Here is a 22,287-nt window from a genome sequence, read left to right as displayed (position 1 = left end):
TCACTGTTTTAAGTTTATTAAATTTCAGCTTAATTAATTATATATTCTACTAAAACTTATGTCAATATAGCAACTTCTGCATTATACTAGCTTTTCTGCAAGTATCAAATCTTCAGGAGTAGTGACTTTTATATTTGTATACTCTCCATTATACAAATATACTTTATTGTTGTAGTGCTCTACTACCATAGTGTCATCTGTAACACTTATATTCTCTTCTTTGATTTTCTTATGGCACTCCTTTATAACTTCCAGCTTAAAAACTTGTGGAGTTTGAATTGCAAATAAATCTTTCCTATCTGGAGTATGTTTAGAAAATCCATTTTCGTCTACAATTTTTATTGTATCCTTTGGCGTGACTCCTGGTGCTGCTGCTCCATAAAGCTTTGCATATTTTATTCCATCTTTAATTGTTTTTTCAGATGTAAATGGTCTTGCACCATCATGAATTAATATGATTTCAGAATCATTAATCTCCATTAAAGCATTAAACACTGAATCTTGTCTCTCTTTTCCACCCTCAACTATCATGTCAACCTTTAAGGAGTATCTTTCCAATATTTCCTTTTTGCAAAACTCTATTTCATCCTTTGGTAAAACTAAAATTACATTATCTACTTCTTTACAGTTAATAAATTTAGTTAAGGTATAATATAAAATAGGCTTGCCTTTCAACTCTATATATTGCTTACTAATTTTAGAACTCATTCTTTTGCCTTTTCCACCAGCTAAAATTATAGCACTTATCATATTAACACCTACTAACTATTCTTTTGGTTTTGCAAATATCATTCTTCCTGCTGCTGTTTGTAATACTGATGTTACTAGAACAATTATTTGTTCTCCCATGAACTTTCTTCCACCTTCTACAACGATCATTGTCCCATCATCTAAGTACCCAATTCCTTGTGTTGCTTCCTTACCATCTTTAACAACGATAACCTTCATTTCTTCTCCTGGAAGTACAACTGGTTTTATTGCATTTGCTAATTCATTAATGTTAAGAACAGGTACACCCTGAAATTCTGCAACTTTATTTAAATTAAAATCATTAGTTACAACTTTTCCCTTAAGAGTTTGAGCAAGTTTTAATAGCTTACTATCAACCTCTTGTATTTCCGGAAAATCTCCCTCCCAAATTTGTGTCTCTATTTCTAGTTCCTTTTGTATCTTATTTAATATATCAAGTCCTCTTCTTCCCCTATTTCTCTTAAGAGAATCTGCTGAATCTGAAATATGCCTAAGTTCGTCTAGTACAAAATTTGGTATAACTAAAGGACCTTCAACAAATCCTGTTTGACATATATCAAATATTCTACCATCAATTATTACAGATGTATCTAACACCTTAGGATTAGCTTTGGCTGCTCCTTTTGACTTTTTTTCTTTAATATTATTTTTTCTTAAATTTACAAGAAGATTTGATATATCATCTTTCTTCTCAATAAATATACTTGCAAATATTATTGCAAATATTAGATTTAATAATACAAACAGTATTGGTCCTAACCCATAAAGGCTTATACTATTTAATGGTAGTCCTACAAGAGACGTTAATATTAAAGATATTAAAGCTCCTAAGCCACCATAAAGAAGCTCTGCCGCTGTAAGTCTTTGAATGTTTTTTTCAATATACTCTATAATTTTAACGATAGAGTCATAAATACGTGGTGAAACAAAGTATAGTATAAGTCCAAATAATATAGTTAAAAAAATACGTAATGATATAATTCCAATTGGTTTAGATAAAAAAGATACGTTACTTAAAAAAGTAATAGTTTGTATTAACCCACTAATAATATATCCGCTTATGAAGCCTATTATAGTAAATATAACTCTTATAATCTTTTTTAACATAATGTCACCTCCCTATTATTTTTGTTTTATTTTTAATATCATTTGTGCCTTCTTTAAGAAGTTTATATTATTATACCATATAAAGGTATTATCTAAAATGAATAATTATTAAAATCTTATTAATTTAAAATACCCCCTATAAAATAAGATATTTATTAGATATCATTATATTAAAGTTGATTCACTAAATCATTTTTAATTTTATAAGAATAACTATATTTTATAAACAGCCATAAATTTTCTAAGGAGTTGAAGCATATGAAGGACATAATTTTTGATAATTTTCAAAACGATGTTAACGAATCATTACTAAGACATAAAAGTATTTTAGATATAATAACTAAATATAGTGAATCGAGTGCTAGAGTTAACAGAGCCATAGCTAAAGCTGTAACTAATTGTGGTTGTATTAAAATTTCTGCTCAAAAACAAGATATTCCTTCCGAAAATAATGAAGATGATTTTAGCTATACATTAAGTAACCATATTGAAGGAAAACTTTGTAATAATTGTCTTGAAATTATTGAAAGTGAAATTGGAAATAATCTTTTTTATCTTACTTCTTTATGTAATTGTTTAGAGTTAAACTTGTATGATATCTTATTAAAAGAAGAGGATAAAATGAATATTCTAGGTAAATTTACACTTAGATAAACTCAAAGCAGGTTTTTTTAACCTGCTTTTCTATTATCGGCTATTTCCATTAAATTTATACATAATTTTGTTAAATTTCGTTTTTTAAGTATATTTGTTCTTTTATTCTTCTTAATCCATTTCTTATTGCTTTTGCTCTAGCTTCACCTATTCCATCAACTTTATCTAAATCATCAGTATCAGCCTCTATTACATATTTAAGCTCTTTAAAATGTTTTATCAAATTCTCAATTACAGAAACTGGTATCCTTGGAACTTTAAATAATATTCTAAATCCCTTTGGTGAAATTAAAGAGTCAACTAAAGACATCCCTGAGTACCCCAGTATTTTAGCTATTAAATCTAAGTCAACTAATTCTTCAGAACTCATTCTCTGAATTTCATTATATATTTCATTAAAGTCCATTCCTTCTTTACAGTAATCTCTTATTAATAAAATTCCATCTCTCTCTATAAACTTTATTAACTCGCTAAGTTGCATTGAAATAAGTCTTCCTTCATTCCCAAGTTCAACTATATATCGTTGTATTTCTTCTACAACCCTCATTACCATTTCTGTTCTTTGTATTGCTGTTACAACATCAAAAATGGTAGTTAAGTCTTGAAACTCTAATAAATTCAGATTATTTATTACTCTTTCCAATACATTTACATATTTCTCTAATGTCTGTATTGCTTGATTAGCTCTTGCTAATATAACACTGCTTTCTTGTAATACATACTTTAAATCGCCTTTATACACAGTAATTATATTTCTTCTTTGAGAAATTGCAACAACTATATTGCCTGTTTGCTTTGCTACTCTATTAGCTGTTCTATGCCTAGTACCAGTTTCATATGTAGTAAGTGTATGATCTGGTACAAGTTGAGCATTAGCACAAATAATTCTTTTTAAATCCCCACTTAAAACTATAGCTCCATCCATCTTAGCTAATTCATAAACATATGCTGGTGAATATTCCGAATTAATATTAAATCCACCATCAACAAGCTTCATTGAGTCTTCACCATCACCAATAACTACTAAGCCACCAGTCTTAGCTCTTAATATGTTTTCTAAACCTTCTCTTAATGCTGTTCCTGGACTCATAAGTTTTAAAATATTTTTTATTTCTTCATCATCTTTTATTCTCATACACTCACCTATTCTGTTAGAATATCTTACTAATAGCCTCTCTTAAATTGCTTACTCCTATTATATTAATAGAATTACTATTAACTTTATCCTTATTTCTTTCTGGAATAATAGCATTCTTAAAGCCCATCTTCTCAGCTTCTTTAATTAGCCTATCGCAAGATGAAACGGGTCTTATCTCACCAGTAAGACCAACCTCTCCAACTATGACCATTCTTTCTAATTTAAATCCAGTATTTTTTACACTTGATAAAAGCGCTAACGCAAGCCCTAAGTCTCCTGTTGTTCCATCTAAACTAAGACCACCAACTACATTTACATATACATCATACTTATAAAATGGCACTCTTAGTTTTTTCTCTAAAACTGCTAATATAAGTCTTAACCTTTGATTATCTATTCCAACAGCGGTTCTACTAGCCATATGCATATTTGTTTCACTAACTAGAGCTTGCATTTCAACAAGAATTGGTCTAGTTCCTTCCATTATGCCTATAACAGCTGATCCCTCTTGATTAAAGTTAGTATCTTCTAAGAATATTCTCGAAGGATCATATATTTCCTTTAATCCTTCTTCAGCCATTTCAAATACACCTATTTCACTAGTTGTTCCAAAACGATTTTTCATAGTTCTAAGAACTCTAAACTCTTCTGTACGTTCTCCTTCAAAATATAATACCGTATCTACCATATGCTCTAGTACTCTTGGCCCAGCAAGTTCTCCTTGTTTAGTTACATGAGCAACTATAAACAATGGTATATTTTGGTTTTTACCTATTCTCATTATAGCATTAGAGCATTCCTTTACCTGAGACACACTTCCTGGAGCTGATGTAACAGACTCTTTATAAACAGTTTGTATTGAATCTATTATTACAAAAACAGGCTTTAACTCATTTATGTATGCTTCTATTAAGTCAATATTAGTTTCTGATAATATATATAGTTGCTCTGCATTAGCTCCTAATCTATCTCCTCTTATTTTAATTTGTTCTTCAGATTCTTCACCAGAAACATATAATACTTTTCCATATGTCCTTGATATTGAATTTGCTGTTTGTAGTAATAATGTTGACTTACCTATTCCAGGATCTCCTGATATTAATGTTAATGATCCTCTCACTAAACCTCCACCTAAAACCCTATTTAACTCTTTTAAGCCAGTATTATATCGTTGTTTCTCTCCAGATTTAATTTGTCCTATACTCCTTGGCATATTATCTAAAACTCTTATATTATTTACTTTATTTTTAATTTCTCTTTGAGTTTCTTTCATTTCTTCTACTAAGGTATTCCATTTGTTACAATCTGGACATTTTCCTAACCATTTAGGAGATTCATATCCGCATTCTTGACAAACAAACATGGATTTAATCTTAGCCATAACATATTACCTACCAATCTTGTTTATTTTTATATAATAAATAATATTTATTAAAATTACTATAATTAATATATCATAACAATATTATAAAAAACAATTTTTATAAAAAAAAGAATTGTAATTTATAGTATTACAATTCTTTTGTATTCTTATTATTTTAAAATTTAATTTTATAATAATTTTGCTGATGCCTCATCAATTATAACTACAACATCTCTATGCATTTGTAACATTGATGCTGGCATATTAGTGCTTATTTTTCCACTTACCATTTCTTTTACGGCTTCTGCTTTTCCTTCTCCACTTGCTATAACTATTATCTTTCTTGATTTCATTATTCCACCAAGTCCCATTGTTAAAGCTTTTGTAGGAACCTCATCTATTGAATTAAAGAATCTAGCATTAGCTTTTATTGTATCTTCTGTTAATTCTGTTAAGTGAGTACCAGATATTAACACTTCATCTGGTTCATTAAATGCTATATGTCCATTGTTACCTATTCCTAATAATTGAATATCAGTTCCACCTAATTCTGCTATTTTTGCATCATATCTTTTACATTCCTCTTCTATATTTTCTGCTAATCCATTTGGAACATAAGTTTTAGTTTTATCTATGTTAATATGATTAAATAAATTCTCATTCATGAAATATCTGTAACTTTGAGAATGTTCACCTGATAATCCTATATACTCATCTAAGTTAACAGTAGTGATTTGAGAAAAGTCTATTTCTCCTTCTTTATTCATTCTTATCAATTCATTGTACATTCCTATTGGAGATCCACCAGTTGCTAAACCTAATATAGCCTTAGAATTATTCTTTATTATCTCTGCCATTTCATCAGCAGCTCTCTTACTTAATTCTTCATAATTTTTAGTTATTATTACTTTCATCGTATTTTTCCCTCTCTCCTAGATATATTAACTTGCAATATAAATTTATCTGATCTATAAATTGCTTCTTCTAAAAAAATCATTTTATTATTATGATCATAAGTTTTGCTTATAATCTTTAACATAGGTACTTGTTTATCTACCTCAAATGTATTCTTTAACTCATCATTCATTATTACAGACGCTATTGATGACTTAGAATAATCAACTATGTATCCAAAGCCCTCTAGTATTTTAAATAATGACCCATTAAGCATTTCCTCATCCATGTATCCACAATAATCTACAGGTATAAATACTGTTTCTAAAGCAACACACTCATCATCAACTATACGCTTTCTTTTTATTTTATATAGTTCATCTAAAGAGAATATATCTGATAAATGCTCTGGAGTATTTATTTTGCAAAATTCAACAACTTCAGATCTTAAATTTTTACCTATTTGCTTTATTATTTCAGTAAAACTCATCATATCTTGTTGCTTAAAGGTTTGTTCACATACAAAAGTTCCTTTACCTTTAATTCTTAAAAGAACACCTTCTTGAACTAATTCTCCAATCGCTTGTCTTATGGTCATTCTACTTACACCATAAATTTCACATAGCTCTCTTTCACTTGCTATACATTCTCCAGGTTTCCATACACCTTCAGATATTTTTGATATTAAATCATTCTTTAATTGATAATAAACCGGAATCGGACTACTTTTATCTATCATTATTAAGCCTCCTATTAATATTATACAAAACATAGTTATAGATGTCTAGACCAGTTGTATAATTTATTTAAACTGTTATAAAAATAATTTTTTTGCAAAAAATAAGTTTATAAATATCAAGGAGTTGATTCTATGATTAATAAAACTTATTTTTCTAATGTTCAATCTAGGAACATAGTTCGAGATACTACCAAGAAAAATTTATCAGAAGAGTTATCATCTAACTATATAGATGTCTCTTTAGACAACATTATTCTAAATTCTAACCTAGAAGATCAAAATATTATTAAGTAGATTTAATTTATATTTTCCCATTGATATAATACCATATTCTTTATTTTAATAAAATATATGTTAGTTATTGTATTTATCATTGAAATGGTGTAAAATTTATATTAAATAATATTAATTATCTATTGATAATAGCAAAGGAGTGTTTGACTAATGGTTAAAGTTTATAGTACAAATTCTTGTCCGTGGTGCGTAAAAGCAAAAAATTATTTAAAATCAGTTAATATTGAATTTGAAGATTTAAATGTACAAGAAGATATGACTGCAAGAGATGAAATGATTAATAAATCAAAGCAAATGGGAGTTCCTGTTTTAGATATAAATGGAACAATTATAGTAGGCTTTGATAAAAAAGCTATAGATTCAGCTTTAAATATCTAATATTAAACATAAAAGAAGATATTTTATTATCTTCCTTTTAAATAAAATAGAGAAGTGAAATTTCACTTCTCTATTTTAATTTATCTTACTAAATTAATTACTGTTGCTTTTGGTCTAGACATAGACTCTATTGAATATCTAATTCCTTGAGTACCAATTCCAGAAGCCTTAACTCCTAGGAATGGGAAATGGTCTGGCCCTCTTTCAGTCTTATTATTTACTTGTACTGTACCAACCTCTAATCTATCTGCTACATAAAATGCTTCATTTATATTCTCTGTAAATACAGATGATTGTAATCCATATTCTGACTTATTAGCAATTTCAATAGCTTCATCCTTATCTTTAACTCTTATTATAGGTAAAACTGGTCCAAATGGTTCTTCCCAAGCTAATCTCATATCTGTTGTTACATTATCAAAAAGAGTTGGATAAATCATATTTTCTTCTCTCTTTCCCCCAACAAGTAAATGAGCACCCTTTTCCCTAGCATCATCTATAAGTTCCCAAACAAAATCTGCTGATTTACTATCAATTAGCGGAACTATATCAACATCTTCTTCTAATGGGTTTCCTATTTTTAGCTTTTCAACTCTTTCTTTAACTTTTTCAACTAGTTTATCTGCAACTTCATTTACAACTAGTATTCTTTTCACTGCTGTACATCTTTGTCCTGAATAAGAATATGCTCCTGAAACTATATTAGATGCTGCAAGATCTAAATCAGCATCCTTTAATACTATAGCTGCATCTTTTCCACCAAGCTCCATAAGTAATGGAACCATTGTTGTTATTCTTGATATTCTAGTACCTATTTCTGTACTACCTGTAAAGTTAATAAAATCTATTCCAGGATGTGTAACAATATAGTCACCTATTTCGCTCCCTCTTCCTGTAACAGTATTTAAAACTCCTGCTGGTACTCCAGCTTGTTCAAATACTTTAGCTAGATATAATCCACATAAGCTACCTTGAGTTGCTGGTTTTAAAACTACTGAATTTCCTGCAACTAAAGCTGGTGCTATTTTTGATGCTGCTAAATTTATAGGATAGTTAAATGGAGATATAGCTAAAACTACTCCTAGTGGTTCTCTTGTTACTAAAGATATTTTATTCCTTTTGAAACCAGGGAAACTGTCTCCTGGAATACTTTCTCCAGATAAGTTCTTTGCTGTATCAGCTGTAAATTTTATATAATCTGCAGATCTTAATATTTCTGACTCAGCACTTTTCCTATCTTTTCCAGTTTCTCTCATCATTATATCTGATAATTCTGCTACTCTTTCTACTAGTATATCAGCCGCTTTATAAAGTATTTCTGATCTTTTACTTACAGGAATGTTTCTCCAATTCTTTTGCGCCTCTTTTGCACTTTTAATAGCAAAATCAACTTCTTCAGTAGTCATTTCTGGAACCTTTCCAACTAAGCAATTTCCTATTGGTGAATATATCTCTATGAACTTTTCATTTTGGCTAGTAGTCCACTCACCATTTACTAAATTTCTAAATGTTCTTTCCTTACCTTTTATACAACTAAACATCCTATCACCTACTTCTTCTTAGCTAGTTCTATCTTATTCTTATCAAAACCAACTATTATTTCACCATCTATATTAATTACAGGTACAGTTCTTTGACCTGAAACTTTAAATACTTCTTCTCTATCTTCATGCTTATCTGCTACATTAATTTCGCTATATTCCCATCCTTTCATTTCAAAAAATCTTTTAGCTTTTATACATGATGGGCACCATGATGTTGAATATATTTTTATCATAATATCTCTCCTTTAATCTTTCTTAATTATTTTTTCTTTTCTACAACATATTTTTCTGCTTGTAATGCTGCTATAGTTCCATCTGCAACAGCAGTTGTTATTTGTCTATATTCCTTTTCTCTAACATCTCCAGCTGCATATATTCCTTCAACATTAGTTCTCATTCCTTCATCAGTCTTAATATATCCATTATGAGTTAAATTTATATAATCTTTAAAATGATCTGTTTTAGGTTCTGTTCCTATGAATCCAAATACCGCATCCATAGGAATTTCTTTTTCAGAGCCATCTTTAGAATTTTTTATTATAGCTTTTTCTACAAAATCATCTCCATCAACATTAACTAAATCTTCATTAAATAAAACTTCTATCTTAGGATGATTCATAACTTCTTCAATTGTTGCTTTTTCACCATTAAAGTAATCATGTCTTCTTATCATAACTACTTTAGTAGCAAATTTAGTTAAAAACAGAGCTTCTTCTAAAGCAGAGTTTCCTCCACCTACAACTCCGACTATTTTTCCTTCGTACATTGCTCCATCACATACCGCACAGTAGTGAACTCCTTTTCCTGAGAACTCTCCTTCATTCGGAATAGGTAACTTCTTCGGAGTAGCCCCAGTTGCTATTATTACTGTTTTGGTTTTATATATATAACTATTTGTTTCAATTATTTTTTCTTCTCCACTGAAATCAACTTTTTCAACCATATCAAATTCATCAATTTCAGCTCCAAGTTCTTCTGCTTGTTGTTGCATTAAATCAGCTAGTTCAGTACCAGAAACCTTTTTGAATCCGGGGTAATTTTCTATTGTATAACTATTCCTAACCTGTCCCCCTAATATTTGATCTTCCAATAAAAGCATATCTAACTTAGCTCTTGTTGCGTATATAGCAGCAGTTAGACCCGCTGGACCACCACCTATTATAATTAACTCTTTATGTTTAATTTCCTTACTCATAGCTCGCTCCTTCTACCCCCCAGGGGTATATTCTTTAATTTAATTATATGCTTCTCTAACCTAAAATGCAACTATTTTTAAATAATAATTTTTATTAATTACTATTTTAAACTTTATTTCTCTTAATATTATTGCTTTTTCTATAGAAATTATTAATAAAAAGAAGAGAAGATCTTCCATTTTAAAAATCCCCTCATCTATACTATGATATATGCTTAAAATAAAGTTCCTCTCCATTACAATATACTTCTAAATTGTCTCCACCCTTTATGCATCCTTTTAGCATTTCTTCACTCAATTTATCTTCTAATTCTTTTGTTATTATTCTTCTCAAAGGCCTAGCACCATAATTTATATCTACACCTTTATTTACTAAGAACTCTTTACTTTCTTTATTTAAATTTATTGTTATTTTTCTTTCTTTTAATTTATCTATTGTGTTATTTAGCATTAAATTTACTATTTTTAATATATCACTATTTTTTAATTGATGGAAAACTATAATATCATCAATTCTATTTATAAATTCTGGTTTAAATTGTCTTTTTATTTCTTCCATTATATTTTTTTTCATTTTCTCATATTCATTATCTTCTAAAGTAGCCGAAGTAGAAAATCCAACTATACTTTGCTTTTTAATATCATGAGCTCCTATATTAGATGTCATTATTACAATAGTATTTTTGAAATTTACTACTTTTCCTTTACTGTCCGTTAATCTTCCATCCTCCATTATTTGTAGTAATATATTAAATACATCTTGATGAGCTTTTTCAATTTCATCTAGTAAAATTACTGAATAAGGATTTCTTCTAACAGCCTCTGTTAATTGACCACCATCATCATGTCCTATATATCCTGGTGGAGCTCCAATTAATCTTGAAACTGAATGCTTCTCCATATATTCAGACATATCTATTCTAATTAAATTTTTTTTGTCTCCAAACATTGTTTCTGCCAATGCATTAGACAATTCAGTTTTTCCAACTCCTGTAGGTCCACAAAATATAAATGTTCCTATTGGCCTGTTAGGATCCTTTAATCCTACCCTTGCTCTTCTTACAGCTTTAGCAACAGCCATTACCGCTTCCTTTTGTCCTATTACTCTCTCATGTAATGCCTCTTCTAACCTTAGTAGCTTTTCTGATTCTTGCTCTGTAAGTTTTTCTAATGGAATTTTAGACCAAACAGATACTACCTTTGCTATCTTTTCCCTGTCAACTATATACTTAACATTCTCATTACTATTCCAGTTAATTCTCAAGTTATCTACTTTGTCTTTTAATTCTCTCTCTTTATCTCTTAAGTAAGCTGCCTTTTCAAAATCCTGATTTTTTATTGATTCTTCCTTTTCTCTTGCAACTTCTTCTATTTTTATTTGTGTTTCCTTAACATCAGGTGGTGAAGTTAGGTTTTCTATTCTAACTTTTGCAGAAGCTTCATCAATTAAATCTATTGCTTTATCTGGCATAAATCTATCTGTTATATATCTATCTGATAATTCTACTGCCGCCTCTAAAGCTTCATCTTCTATCTGCACCCTATGATGTGATTCATATCTTTCTCTAAGGCCCTTTAATATCTCTAAAGTCTCTTCCTTTGATGGTTCTTCTATATTAACCGGTTGAAATCTTCGTTCTAAAGCTGAATCTTTTTCTATATATTTTCTATATTCATCTATTGTTGTTGCACCTATACATTTTATTTCACCTCTTGCTAAAGCAGGTTTTAAAATGTTAGACGCATCTATGGCACCTTCCGCACCTCCAGCACCAACGATAGTATGAATTTCATCAATAAATATTATTATATTCTGTGAGTTTCTTATCTCATCCATTACTCTTTTTAATCGGTCTTCAAATTCTCCTCTATATTTTGCTCCTGCTATCATTGAAGTCAAATCAAGAGAAATTAATATTTTGTCTTTTAGTATTTCTGGAACATTACCACTTATTATTCTTTGAGCTAACCCCTCTATAACAGCTGTTTTACCTACCCCCGGCTCACCTATTAGACAAGGATTATTTTTAACTCTTCTACACAATATTTCTAATATTCTTTTGTTTTCATCTTCTCTACCTATAACCGGATCTAAATTACCTTCCGTAGCCATAGTAGTAAGATTTCTACCATATTGATTTAGTAGAGGAGTTTTTATATTTTTTTTCTTATCTTTATCATCATTTTTTATATTATCTAACCTTTTTTCATATAAGTAGTTACTTATTTCATTTTTTATTAGATTTAAATTTAGTTTTAAATTTGTAAATATAGTATATGCTACACCTTCAGTATCATCTATTAATGCTAGTAAAATATGTTCTGGGTTTATACAGTTATGATCATATATCCTAGCTTTAATTAGACTATCATCAAATAACCTTTTTGTTTTTGGATTTAGTAGCATTTCTCCTACAGATATATCTATATCTCCAAAACCTAGATAGTCTTCTATAACTTTTCTTACTTTCTCAACTGTAACCCCATTGCTGTACAGTAGTTGTTTTGCATATCCACCTTCTCTTAAAACCCCTAAAAGAACATGCTCAGTTCCTATATATCCATGTTTGAAATATTGTGACTCTTTTTGAGCCTCTACTAATACTAATTGTGCCCTCTCTGTAAATTTCCCAAAAATCATATATACCTCCATACCCTATTGCTAATATTAACAACTATCAGATAAATTTTGGTTTTTAAGTTTATATTACGATAATATAACTGTTATAATTCCCTTAAGTATGTCAGCCCTTAATTTGTTTTTGTATTCACTAGATGATAAAGTTCTATCATTTAAAGATATTTTTATTATTTCATATTCTTTTTCTGTAATATTATTAGTATCTTTTAAATGTTCTAATATAGATAGGGCATTTCCATATGTTATTGTTTCACCGATGGAATTATTAATTAAAGCTAATCTTTCATCTTTATTATCGTATGTTACTTTCTTTATTACTATGCAACCTCCACCACCTCTTTTACTTTCTATAATATAACCCTTTTCGTAAGTAAATCTTGTGGTTAATACATAATTAATTTGTGATGGTGCACATGAAAATTTATCTGCTAATTCATTTCTTTGAATTAAGACTTGTCTTTTATTTTCTTCACTTATCATATCTTTTATAAAATTCTCTATTGTATCTGAAATTCTTGCCATATTTTCACCTTCTTAAACCATTTTTCAAATTGACCTTCTTTGACTTTTATTATATATTATAAATTTTAATATGTCCATTTTATGATTTTATATATTAAATCAAAAAAGAGAATTATATCGCATATTTTACTTAAACTATATATTAGAGGTGATGAAATATGGAAATTAAGTGGATAGGCAATACTAGTTTTTTAATAAAGAACTCTCTCGGTAAAAGAATTCTTTTAGATCCAATGCAAATATATCCCTATATAGAAAAATATGATTTAAAACCAGATATAATTACATTTAGTCATACTCATACTAATGAAATTATTAATAAGTATATTGATAAGAACTGTACAGTAATAAATTCTTCCTGTTCATTTTCTAATAGTTTTATAAACTTAGAAGGATTTAAAACATTTAAAGATAATATGAATGGATTTAAACGTGGTGAGAACATAATTTATTATTTAAATATTGATAATTTTAAAATTTGTCACTTAGGTTCTTTAGGACATAAATTAGACGACGAATTAATAAATAAATTATCTGAAGTAGATTTTTTATTTATTCCAATAGGTGGCCACTTTTGTTTAGATGGATATTCTGCTGCTAAATTGGCTTTAACTTTAAAACCAAAGTACATAATTCCAATGTGTTTTAAAACTTCATCTGAGTATTTTTATTTGGATGGTCCATATAAATTTTTATCCTCTTTAAAAAATATTTTATCTTATAAATCTAATACAATATATTCTGATGATATATCATTTAAGGACAAATGCTCCGTTATATTGTTGTCTAACTAAAAAAGTTGCCAAGGCGAGCTTGTGGAGCTGTCGACTTTTTTAGCGCATGTGCATTTCCGAAGCTTGTCTGAGGAAAATCTTGCACGCGCACTATATTTAAATTTTTACTCTTTAGGGTATAACTTTAATAACTAAATATTTTACAACGGTTATCCATAATAAATATAAAAATATAATTTCCTAAAGAGCAAAAAATAAAGAACCGCTAATTTAGCGGTTCTTTATGTAAATTATGCTTGAACTGGAGCTCCTACTGGACAAACATTTGCACAGTTTCCACAATCTATGCAAGTATCCTCATCGATAACGAATTGAGTATCTCCTTGACTTATAGCATCAACTGGACATTCTGCAGCGCAAGCACCACAGTTTACACATGAATCTTCAATTTTAAATGCCATAAAAAGCACCTCCTAGTATTATGAATTTATTTCACAATCTATTTTATCATAAGGACTTAAAATTTAAAAGCCTTAAGAAGAATTTATCTAATATTAGTACTAGACTTTATATTATGCTATATCCTATCTCTTCAATTGAGCTTATTATTTTATCTATAGTTACACTTTTATCATCATATACAATATTTACTTCTTTTTTAGATAAACTTACCTCACAAGCAATTACACCTGCATTTTGTGCTATAGCCTCTCTTACGTTAATTATATCCTCATTTGTATTAATATTAGAAACCTTTAATAAGGATTTCATTTAACTTCCCCCTTTTAATTATCTTTAATAAGATCTTTAATTAAATTTTTGTCCTCTGGTAACTCAATTTCTAATTTTATGTCTGACTCATCTATAGAATCCTCATAACTACCTTCAATAAGTTCAATATCATCTATTTTGAACTCTTCTACTACCTCTTCATCACCTCTTCTATACTTAACCTTTACGCTTTCCTTAACTGTATTATTACTTACTACCTCACCCTTAGCTTCTCCTAAGCTGACAATTGATCCAGCCTTAGGTAGTCTCTTTCTTATATCTTCATACGTACTTTGCTCATAGTTTAAACAGCACATAAGCCTTCCGCATATTCCTGATATCTTAGTTGGGTTTAATGATAAATTTTGTTCCTTTGCCATCTTTATAGAAACAGATGCAAAGTCTCCTAAGAATGTAGAACAACAAAGTGGTCTTCCACAAGGTCCTAATCCTCCTAACATCTTAGCTTCATCTCTAACACCAATTTGTCTTAATTCTATTCTAGTTTTAAATATAGTAGCTAAATCTTTAACTAGCTCTCTAAAATCTACTCTACCATCTGCTGTAAAATAGAATATAACTTTATTATTATCAAAAGTATACTCTACATCGATTAATTTCATATTTAATCTATGTTCTTCTATTTTCTTTAAACAAATTTCTAAAGCATCTTTTTCCTTTACCTTATTTTCCTTATGTTTATCTATATCTTCTTTTTCAGCAACTCTTATAACACTTTTTAATGGTGCTACTATATCAGTTTCTGGTATTTCTTTAATTCCTATTACACATTCTCCAAACTCTATACCTCTTGCTGTTTCTACAACAACAAAATTACCTTTTTTTACATCAAGTTCACTTGGATCAAAATAGTATATTTTACCGGCTTTCTTAAATCTTACACCTACAACTTTTATCATTATTAAACCTCCATAAATCCTATAAGCATAACTCTAATAGTTAATGAGAAATTTGAATTGCTTAAAAAAGCTTCTCTAGCCTCTCCAATTTTATCAATAATCTTATTGAGTTTCTTATAAGACATTTCAATAGCTAATTCCTTTATATTTTCTATTTTATCCCCATTTATTACTCCATTAATATTACTTACTTCTTTATAGATAATGATATCTCTTATAAAGGAGGCTAAAATGTTTAATATCTCTTCTTTTTTGTCCTTATATAATAATATTTTATCTTCGAAATCTAATAGATTTTTTATATTTCCCTTCACTAATACATATAATAAATCAATTAACATATTTCTTAAATCTTTTAATGAGGAATTTTTTAAAAAATCTTCTGCTTTGCCAGGAATTCCTTCACTATATGCAACAGCAGCATTTATTTCATCATTACTATAGTTTTCAAGTTCCATGCCCTCTATATAAAGTCTCACTTCATCTTTTTTTAATGGAGTAAGCTTATATATTTGACACCTTGATTTTACAGTATCTAATATCAATTCTAAACTTTCGCATAATAAAATAATAAAAACACCCTTTGGTGGTTCCTCTATAGTTTTTAAAAGAGCATTTTGAGCTTGAACCGTTAACTTATTTCCATTATAAATTATAATTATCTTTTTATCACCTTCAAATGGTTTTTTATTTATCTCATCAACCATTTCTCTTATATCATCTACCCCAAAAGAAGCCTTTTTGCACCTATAATTTATAATATCAACATAATTTCTATCTTCATTTCCACCTAGAATATTTATAGCTAATGTTCTAGCTAATTTACTCTTTCCAATACCATCTTCTCCAACTATTATATGTGCATGGGAAATTTCTCCTGATTCTATTCTTTTTTTAAAACTATTAATTATGTTTTTATGTCCGACAAATTGCCCCATTACACCCTCCAATATAATTTATATCTTAATGAATTGATCTACATCTATAACAAATATAGTGGCTCCCCCAACTTCAATTTCTATAGGGTATGACATGTACATATCAACATTTCCTGTAATAGGTGTTGGTGTTGTTATGATTTGTTTTCTCGTTTTACAAACTTCTTCTACAACATCTATAACACTTTGAACTTTATCTTTTTCAACTCCTATTATTAAGGTTGTGTTTCCTGCTTTTAAAAACCCTCCAGTTGACGCTAACTTAGTAACTCTAAACCCAGCTTCTGTAATTGCATCTACTAAATCTAATGCATCATCGTCTTGTACCATAGCTATTACTAATTTCATATTAACCCCTCCCAATAAAATTATACTCCTCTAATAATATTCTATCATAAAAGAGTTCTAATTGAGCAAAAATTTATCCTATATTATTAATTTTATTCAATGAAATTAATAATTATATCTTTTACAGAGTTAAAAACTTCCTCTATGGATTTTTCTGCATCTACCTTTACAAACTTATCTTTATTAGCTTCATATAGGTCGTTATATCCTTCTCTAACTTTATAATGAAAATCCATTTTTTCTAAATCTAATCTATTAACTTCTCTATCTTCATTTTTAGTTATTCTCCCCAACCCAACTTCCGGAGATACATCAAATAGTATATTTAAGTCTGGCATATATTCCCCTATTGCGAACTTATTTATTTGATATATATCTTCTATACCTATATTTCTAGCATAACCTTGATATGCTAAAGAAGAATATATAAATCTATCGCAAAGAACTATTTTTCCTTTTTCAATTTCTACTATGACTTTTTCTACTAAGTGTTGCCTTCTTGCTGCAGTATATAATAAAGCTTCTGTTTTACTATCCATTTCCGTATTTTTAGTATCTAATATTATTTTTCTTATATCCTCAGATATCTTTATTCCACCCGGCTCTCTTGTTTTAATACATTCTACATTATTTTGAATTAAATAGTCATACACCATGTCCAAAATTGTACTTTTACCAGATCCTTCTCCACCTTCAAATACTATAAATTTTCCTCTGTTCATCTGTTATACCTCATACTATTTAAAATTATATTTACCACAAAGCCCTTCTTTAACCTTATCTTTATAATAATCATATTCAAAATCATCTACAGTTATTGTAGATATCTTTCTATGACAACATTGGCATAATAAGCTTTTTTCTATAATTATATCACTATATATTTCTTTTCTACAAATAATACATTTATTTTCATTTATATCTATTCCCTTTATTAATAAATCCATGTAATCCCATCCTTCTTATAATAATTTTATTATAATTCTCACCCAATAATTGTATTTTTATACTTATTTAAAAAGTTCCATTTAATAAATAATTATTTAAGTTTAAGGGAAAATTAAGAATAAGATAATTTGGGAGGAAGATATTATGAAACAAGAAATGATTTCTTATTTATCAAAATGTAAAGATGATATAAAAAAGTTAAATGATTATTTATATAATAATCCAGAAGATAGCTATAATGAGTACAATAGTTACAATTATATTTGTAAACTGCTAACTAATTATAGTTTTGATGTAAAAAAAGAATTTTTAGAAATAAAAACATCCTTCTATGCCTCAAAGGGTAATGGACACCCTAAAATATGCTTTTTATGCGAATATGATGCTGTTCCAAATGAAGGCCATTTAACTGGTCATAATTTATTAACATCAACATCAGTTGCAGCAGCTCTTTCATTAAGTAATATAATAGATAAAATAGGTGGCTCTGTTGTATTAATAGGCTGTCCTGGTGAATATCTTGGTGGAACAAAATCAGTAATGGTTAAACAAGGAGTCTTTGACGATATAGATGTAGTTTTACTTGCACACCCAGATATAATAACATCAGAAAGTGGAAGTTCTTCTGCTGTAGTACCATTAAGTATAAGATTTATAGGCCATGATGGATTAAGCTTTTTGAATAAAGGAGCCTATACATCTTTAGACGGAATTCTTTTAACTTTTAATATATTAAATTCACTACTAAAGGGGTTTCCTGAAGATGTAGAAGTAAACTCTATCTTGTCTAATGGAGGCTTTACTCCTTTATTGTTACCCATAGAATCTGAAGCTAAATTTTATATAAGAAGCAAAGAAATGGATTTAGCCAAAATAGCAGAAAATAAATTAAGAGAAATTGCAATTTATGTTTCAAAACTTATAAGATTGCAATATTCTATTTCATTATATGAACCTGAAAATGAAGAGCTGATAACTAATAGAACATTAAATAGGTTATTTAGTCATAATTTAAAAGAAAATGGAATAATAAATATCTCTGGTCCTAAAGATATTTATTCAGGATTAAGTTTAGGTATCGTTAGTAAAAAAGTTCCTTGTATTCATCCATATATATCTATAGTTAATAATGATAATATAAAATATGGAACAAAAGAATTTTGCAATGCTACAATATCTGATTATGCTTTTGAAGAAGCTATGAAAGCAGCCTTGTCATTGTCCTTTACTGGATATGATATTATACTTAATGAAAATCTTCTTTCAGAAGTAAAAAATGAATTCTATAAAAAATAGGCTGTATCCCAGCCTATTTTTTATATTATTTCTCTTCTAATTAATCTACATTTTAATTCACCATGTTTTATTATCCTACTAATAAATTTATCACTTGGTTGAAATTTTATTCTTTCTATATTGTTACCACTTTTATAAACACAATAGTATGATTTTGAAAAAACTCTATTACATAAATACCTTTTAGACCTTCTTAAAAATTGATACTCTTTAGGCATTAATGACTTTTCACCTATGTACAATATATCAGACATCTTTATGCTCTCTAGATTTTTTTCTTCCTTATTCCTTATTAAATTTATTATTAGCTTGTCTGCTATAATAGCATACTTATATGATACTGAGCAGCTTTTAATTTCTTTAATAATTAAAATTATAGTTATTAATACTAAAGCAATATTAACGATATGACCAATTATATGTCTATTATATTTTGATCTCTCTATAGCCTCAGCTAAATATAACATAGCTGTAACTGTAAATAAAACAACTACAATTGCTGGTACTCTTTTTTTAGCAATAATTTCTCTATGCATCATTTCTTTATTAATCCCCCGTTACGACATTACTTCTATTCATTAAAGCAATACTGAGATTATACTAATTATTTAGGTTTTTATCCACATTAAAATTTATTAATTAATGATTATATTTTTATCATTATTTTAATTTGCGTTGAATTATTTAATTCATATGCACTTTTACTATGAATATCTTCAATTATCTATATTATCAAATATTTAAAATAAAAATTTACTTATTATGTTACAAAAACATATATTAATAGTATAATTAGTTTTGTAATCTACTTAAGGAGGTCCTTTATGATACAAATTTATAAAAGTATTATTGAACAAAATCCTTCATTAAAAGTTCTAGATAATTTAGAACCTGGTTGTTGGATTAACATTGTAGCTCCTTCTGATGAAGAATTAATTCTAATTTCAAAAAAGACTGGAGTTCCATTATCATTTTTAAAAGCTCCATTAGACGATGAAGAAACTTCTCGTATAGATATAGAAGATGATTGTTTACTAGTAGTTGTGGATATACCTTTTACTGAAATGGAAGATAATTCTCTTACATATGATACATATCCACTAGCTATAATTCATACAGAAAAACAAATTATCACTGTGTGCTTAAAGAACAGTCGTATATTGACAGATTTTGTAAATGGTAAGGTGAAATCATTTTATTCTTTTAAAAAATCTAGATTTATATTGCAAATATTAAGTAAAATATCAACTGCATATTTAATTTACTTAAGACAAATTGATAAGAAAAGCTTAATGATAGAGAAAAGACTACATAAATCAATGAAAAATAGAGAGCTTATTCAACTACACTCTCTAGAAAAATCTCTAGTTTACTTTTCTACATCACTTAAAGCAAATGAAATTACCTTAGAAAAAATGCTAAAATTAGATATAATGCAAAAATATGAGGAAGATCAAGATGTATTAGAGGATGTTATTATTGAAAATAAGCAGGCTATAGAAATGACAGAGATATACAGTAACATACTTGCAAGTACCATGGACTTTTTCGCTTCAGTTATTTCAAATAACTTAAATATAGTTATGAAGGTTTTAGCCTCTGTTACAATACTAATGGCTATACCAACCGTTATAGGTGGAATATTTGGAATGAACTTTATAAAAATGCCACTTATAAATAATACTTATGGTTTTGAAATAACAATGATTATAACCTTAGTATTAACTTTTGGAACTGCTTACATATTATATAGAAAAGATATGTTTTCTTAAAAATAAAGCTAGCTTTAAGTCACTAGCTTTATTTTTTTATCGTATATTAAGTATATAAATAATTTTAAGCAGGTGTTTTCATTGTCAAAATTAAAACCATTAAATATTTCATCTACAATAGGAATTATAGCCCCAGCATCCCCCGAAGACAGAGAGTTTATAGATGAAAAAATAAGCAACTTTCAAAAACTAGGCTTTAAAATAAAAAAGGGAAAACATTTATATAGCTCTTATGGGTATTTAGCCGGTAACGATAAAGATCGTGCAGAAGATTTAAACTTAATGTTTGCAGATAAAGATATAGACGCAATAGTTTCTCTTAGAGGTGGATATGGTTCCATGCGAATGGCTCCATATTTAGATTTAAAGCTTATAAAAAATAATCCTAAACCCTTTTGTGGATATAGTGATATAACATTACTATTAAACTATCTTGCAAAAGCTTGCAAATTAACTACATTTCATAGCCCAATGATAACTTCAAATTTTAATGATATTATAACAAAAGAGTATTTTATAAAAGTACTTACAAATAAAGCCCCTAAAATTATCTATAACTTAAAAGAAATTTGTTCTGATAATTATTTTGTATGGAATGAAAAAGATTTTGAAGGTAATTTAGTAGGAGGTAATTTATCAATAATTTGCTCAACTATTGGAACACCTTATGAGATAGATTTTAAAGGTAATATTCTTTTTATTGAAGATGTTAATGAAAGTCCTTATTCTGTAGATCGAATGTTATCTCAACTTATCTCTTGTGGAAAACTTCAAAAGGTTTGTGGAATAATATTAGGACATTTTACAGATTGCACTAATAAAGATAGCGATTTTTCTATAAACGATATTATAAAACAAAAATTAGTGCCATTAAATATACCAATCATTGAAAGCTTTCCCCTCGGGCATGATTATCCTAATATAACAATACCAATAGGTTCAAAATTTGAATTTTTATCTAGCAGTAATTTACTTGTGCAAAAAGAATTATTTTTCAAATAAAAAAATCCTACAAGTAAAACTTGTAGGATTTTTTTGGAGGCGCCACCCGGATTTGAACCGGGGATAAAGGTTTTGCAGACCTCTGCCTTACCACTTGGCTATAGCGCCATACCTGGTGGCTCGACCAGGAATCGAACCAGGGACACGAGGATTTTCAGTCCTCTGCTCTACCGACTGAGCTATCGAGCCATATATAACCTGGCAACGTTCTACTCTCCCACACAGTTTCCCATGCAGTACCATCGACGCTGTAGAGCTTAACTTTCCTGTTCGGAATGGAAAGGAGTGTTTCCTCTACGCCATCATCACCAGATATCAGAGTGTTCTCTGAAAATTGCA

25 protein-coding genes, 2 tRNA genes and 1 rRNA gene are annotated in these 22,287 nt (G+C 28.5%); 6 read left to right on the top strand and 22 right to left on the bottom strand.

Annotated features, from left to right (window positions below):
• Positions 1 to 81: 81 nt before the first annotated feature.
• Positions 82 to 750 (bottom strand): 2-C-methyl-D-erythritol 4-phosphate cytidylyltransferase, encoded by a 669-nt coding sequence (gene ispD / locus ACYUEX_RS18310; RefSeq protein ID WP_460289423.1) that lies wholly within the window; start codon positions 748 to 750, stop codon positions 82 to 84.
• A gap of 15 nt (positions 751 to 765) precedes the next feature.
• Entirely contained in the window at positions 766 to 1,857 is a 1,092-nt protein-coding gene (locus ACYUEX_RS18305; protein WP_460289422.1) for a PIN domain-containing protein, read from the bottom strand.
• Between the two features lie 258 nt (positions 1,858 to 2,115).
• On the opposite strand from ACYUEX_RS18305, the gene ACYUEX_RS18300 reads away from it, so the two are divergent.
• The gene (locus ACYUEX_RS18300) at positions 2,116 to 2,511 is read left to right on the top strand and encodes a nucleoside triphosphate pyrophosphohydrolase family protein (protein WP_411169508.1); all 396 of its coding nucleotides are present in this window, start codon (positions 2,116 to 2,118) and stop codon (positions 2,509 to 2,511) included.
• A 70-nt stretch (positions 2,512 to 2,581) separates the two neighbouring features.
• Here ACYUEX_RS18300 and disA read toward each other — a convergent pair whose 3' ends face one another.
• From disA to ACYUEX_RS18280, 4 genes are all read right to left on the bottom strand, one after another.
• Entirely contained in the window at positions 2,582 to 3,646 is a 1,065-nt protein-coding gene (disA, locus tag ACYUEX_RS18295) for a DNA integrity scanning diadenylate cyclase DisA (RefSeq protein WP_411169507.1), read from the bottom strand.
• A 16-nt stretch (positions 3,647 to 3,662) separates the two neighbouring features.
• A complete protein-coding gene (gene radA / locus ACYUEX_RS18290; RefSeq protein ID WP_460289421.1) occupies positions 3,663 to 5,030 on the bottom strand; it encodes a DNA repair protein RadA in 1,368 nt (455 codons plus the stop codon).
• A gap of 170 nt (positions 5,031 to 5,200) precedes the next feature.
• The gene (nagB, locus tag ACYUEX_RS18285) at positions 5,201 to 5,926 is read right to left on the bottom strand and encodes a glucosamine-6-phosphate deaminase (protein ID WP_460289420.1); all 726 of its coding nucleotides are present in this window, start codon (positions 5,924 to 5,926) and stop codon (positions 5,201 to 5,203) included.
• Positions 5,923 to 6,645: a GntR family transcriptional regulator gene (locus ACYUEX_RS18280; protein ID WP_460289419.1), complete on the bottom strand. Its 723-nt coding sequence runs from the start codon at positions 6,643 to 6,645 to the stop codon at positions 5,923 to 5,925. The genes nagB and ACYUEX_RS18280 overlap by 4 nt, the downstream gene beginning before the upstream one ends.
• Before the next feature lie 444 nt (positions 6,646 to 7,089).
• Here ACYUEX_RS18280 and ACYUEX_RS18275 point away from each other — a divergent pair, with 444 nt between their 5' ends.
• Positions 7,090 to 7,317 carry a glutaredoxin family protein gene (locus ACYUEX_RS18275; protein ID WP_411169502.1) on the top strand — a complete coding sequence of 76 codons (228 nt, stop codon included), beginning with the start codon at positions 7,090 to 7,092 and terminating at the stop codon, positions 7,315 to 7,317.
• An 80-nt stretch (positions 7,318 to 7,397) separates the two neighbouring features.
• Here the strand turns inward: ACYUEX_RS18275 and ACYUEX_RS18270 are convergent, their stop codons facing one another.
• The 5 genes from ACYUEX_RS18270 to ACYUEX_RS18250 form a co-directional block, all read right to left on the bottom strand.
• Entirely contained in the window at positions 7,398 to 8,858 is a 1,461-nt protein-coding gene (locus tag ACYUEX_RS18270; RefSeq protein WP_411170648.1) for an NADP-dependent glyceraldehyde-3-phosphate dehydrogenase, read from the bottom strand.
• Positions 8,859 to 8,866: 8 nt separating this feature from the next.
• Positions 8,867 to 9,094, bottom strand: a complete 228-nt coding sequence (locus tag ACYUEX_RS18265) for a glutaredoxin family protein (protein WP_322412497.1) — start codon at positions 9,092 to 9,094, stop codon at positions 8,867 to 8,869.
• Positions 9,095 to 9,120: 26 nt separating this feature from the next.
• Positions 9,121 to 10,056, bottom strand: a complete 936-nt coding sequence (gene trxB, locus ACYUEX_RS18260) for a thioredoxin-disulfide reductase (protein ID WP_460289418.1) — start codon at positions 10,054 to 10,056, stop codon at positions 9,121 to 9,123.
• 202 nt (positions 10,057 to 10,258) lie between these two features.
• Positions 10,259 to 12,697, bottom strand: a complete 2,439-nt coding sequence (locus ACYUEX_RS18255; RefSeq protein WP_460289417.1) for an ATP-dependent Clp protease ATP-binding subunit — start codon at positions 12,695 to 12,697, stop codon at positions 10,259 to 10,261.
• A gap of 66 nt (positions 12,698 to 12,763) precedes the next feature.
• Complete coding sequence (locus ACYUEX_RS18250) at positions 12,764 to 13,219, bottom strand: CtsR family transcriptional regulator (protein ID WP_411169499.1); 456 nt, start codon at positions 13,217 to 13,219, stop codon at positions 12,764 to 12,766.
• A 158-nt stretch (positions 13,220 to 13,377) separates the two neighbouring features.
• On the opposite strand from ACYUEX_RS18250, the gene ACYUEX_RS18245 reads away from it, so the two are divergent.
• A complete protein-coding gene (locus tag ACYUEX_RS18245) occupies positions 13,378 to 14,013 on the top strand; it encodes an MBL fold metallo-hydrolase (RefSeq protein ID WP_460289416.1) in 636 nt (211 codons plus the stop codon).
• A 230-nt stretch (positions 14,014 to 14,243) separates the two neighbouring features.
• Here ACYUEX_RS18245 and ACYUEX_RS18240 read toward each other — a convergent pair whose 3' ends face one another.
• From ACYUEX_RS18240 to ACYUEX_RS18210, 7 genes are all read right to left on the bottom strand, one after another.
• Positions 14,244 to 14,414 (bottom strand): DUF362 domain-containing protein, encoded by a 171-nt coding sequence (locus ACYUEX_RS18240; protein WP_322458838.1) that lies wholly within the window; start codon positions 14,412 to 14,414, stop codon positions 14,244 to 14,246.
• Between the two features lie 106 nt (positions 14,415 to 14,520).
• Positions 14,521 to 14,724 (bottom strand): heavy-metal-associated domain-containing protein, encoded by a 204-nt coding sequence (locus ACYUEX_RS18235; protein WP_322458837.1) that lies wholly within the window; start codon positions 14,722 to 14,724, stop codon positions 14,521 to 14,523.
• Between the two features lie 14 nt (positions 14,725 to 14,738).
• A complete protein-coding gene (locus ACYUEX_RS18230) occupies positions 14,739 to 15,644 on the bottom strand; it encodes a PSP1 domain-containing protein (RefSeq protein ID WP_411169497.1) in 906 nt (301 codons plus the stop codon).
• 2 nt (positions 15,645 to 15,646) lie between these two features.
• Entirely contained in the window at positions 15,647 to 16,582 is a 936-nt protein-coding gene (locus ACYUEX_RS18225) for a DNA polymerase III subunit delta' (RefSeq protein ID WP_411169496.1), read from the bottom strand.
• An 18-nt stretch (positions 16,583 to 16,600) separates the two neighbouring features.
• Entirely contained in the window at positions 16,601 to 16,930 is a 330-nt protein-coding gene (locus tag ACYUEX_RS18220) for a cyclic-di-AMP receptor (protein WP_322413024.1), read from the bottom strand.
• Positions 16,931 to 17,022: 92 nt separating this feature from the next.
• Positions 17,023 to 17,652, bottom strand: a complete 630-nt coding sequence (gene tmk / locus ACYUEX_RS18215) for a dTMP kinase (RefSeq protein WP_460289415.1) — start codon at positions 17,650 to 17,652, stop codon at positions 17,023 to 17,025.
• Between the two features lie 15 nt (positions 17,653 to 17,667).
• The gene (locus ACYUEX_RS18210) at positions 17,668 to 17,877 is read right to left on the bottom strand and encodes a sigma factor G inhibitor Gin (RefSeq protein ID WP_460289414.1); all 210 of its coding nucleotides are present in this window, start codon (positions 17,875 to 17,877) and stop codon (positions 17,668 to 17,670) included.
• A 145-nt stretch (positions 17,878 to 18,022) separates the two neighbouring features.
• Here ACYUEX_RS18210 and ACYUEX_RS18205 point away from each other — a divergent pair, with 145 nt between their 5' ends.
• The gene (locus ACYUEX_RS18205; RefSeq protein ID WP_460289413.1) at positions 18,023 to 19,174 is read left to right on the top strand and encodes a zinc-binding metallopeptidase family protein; all 1,152 of its coding nucleotides are present in this window, start codon (positions 18,023 to 18,025) and stop codon (positions 19,172 to 19,174) included.
• Positions 19,175 to 19,194: 20 nt separating this feature from the next.
• Here ACYUEX_RS18205 and ACYUEX_RS18200 read toward each other — a convergent pair whose 3' ends face one another.
• Positions 19,195 to 19,713, bottom strand: a complete 519-nt coding sequence (locus ACYUEX_RS18200) for a hypothetical protein (RefSeq protein WP_460289412.1) — start codon at positions 19,711 to 19,713, stop codon at positions 19,195 to 19,197.
• A 285-nt stretch (positions 19,714 to 19,998) separates the two neighbouring features.
• Between ACYUEX_RS18200 and ACYUEX_RS18195 the strand changes: the two genes are divergently transcribed.
• Both ACYUEX_RS18195 and ACYUEX_RS18190 read left to right on the top strand, forming a co-directional pair.
• On the top strand, positions 19,999 to 20,946 hold the full coding sequence (locus ACYUEX_RS18195; RefSeq protein WP_460289411.1) for a magnesium transporter CorA family protein: 948 nt from the start codon (positions 19,999 to 20,001) through the stop codon (positions 20,944 to 20,946).
• Positions 20,947 to 21,027: 81 nt separating this feature from the next.
• Positions 21,028 to 21,948, top strand: a complete 921-nt coding sequence (locus ACYUEX_RS18190; RefSeq protein WP_460289410.1) for a S66 peptidase family protein — start codon at positions 21,028 to 21,030, stop codon at positions 21,946 to 21,948.
• Positions 21,949 to 21,982: 34 nt separating this feature from the next.
• Here ACYUEX_RS18190 and ACYUEX_RS18185 read toward each other — a convergent pair.
• From ACYUEX_RS18185 to rrf, 3 genes are all read right to left on the bottom strand, one after another.
• Positions 21,983 to 22,056 (bottom strand) — tRNA-Cys (locus ACYUEX_RS18185).
• Between the two features lie 5 nt (positions 22,057 to 22,061).
• A tRNA-Phe gene (locus ACYUEX_RS18180) sits at positions 22,062 to 22,137 on the bottom strand.
• A gap of 7 nt (positions 22,138 to 22,144) precedes the next feature.
• Positions 22,145 to 22,261 (bottom strand): 5S ribosomal RNA (gene rrf, locus ACYUEX_RS18175).
• Positions 22,262 to 22,287 lie beyond the last annotated feature (26 nt).

This window comes from Clostridium sp. CTA-7 (assembly GCF_054768095.1).
The sequence above is the reverse complement of the archived record's forward strand: the minus strand, read 5'-3'. Positions and strand labels throughout refer to the sequence as shown.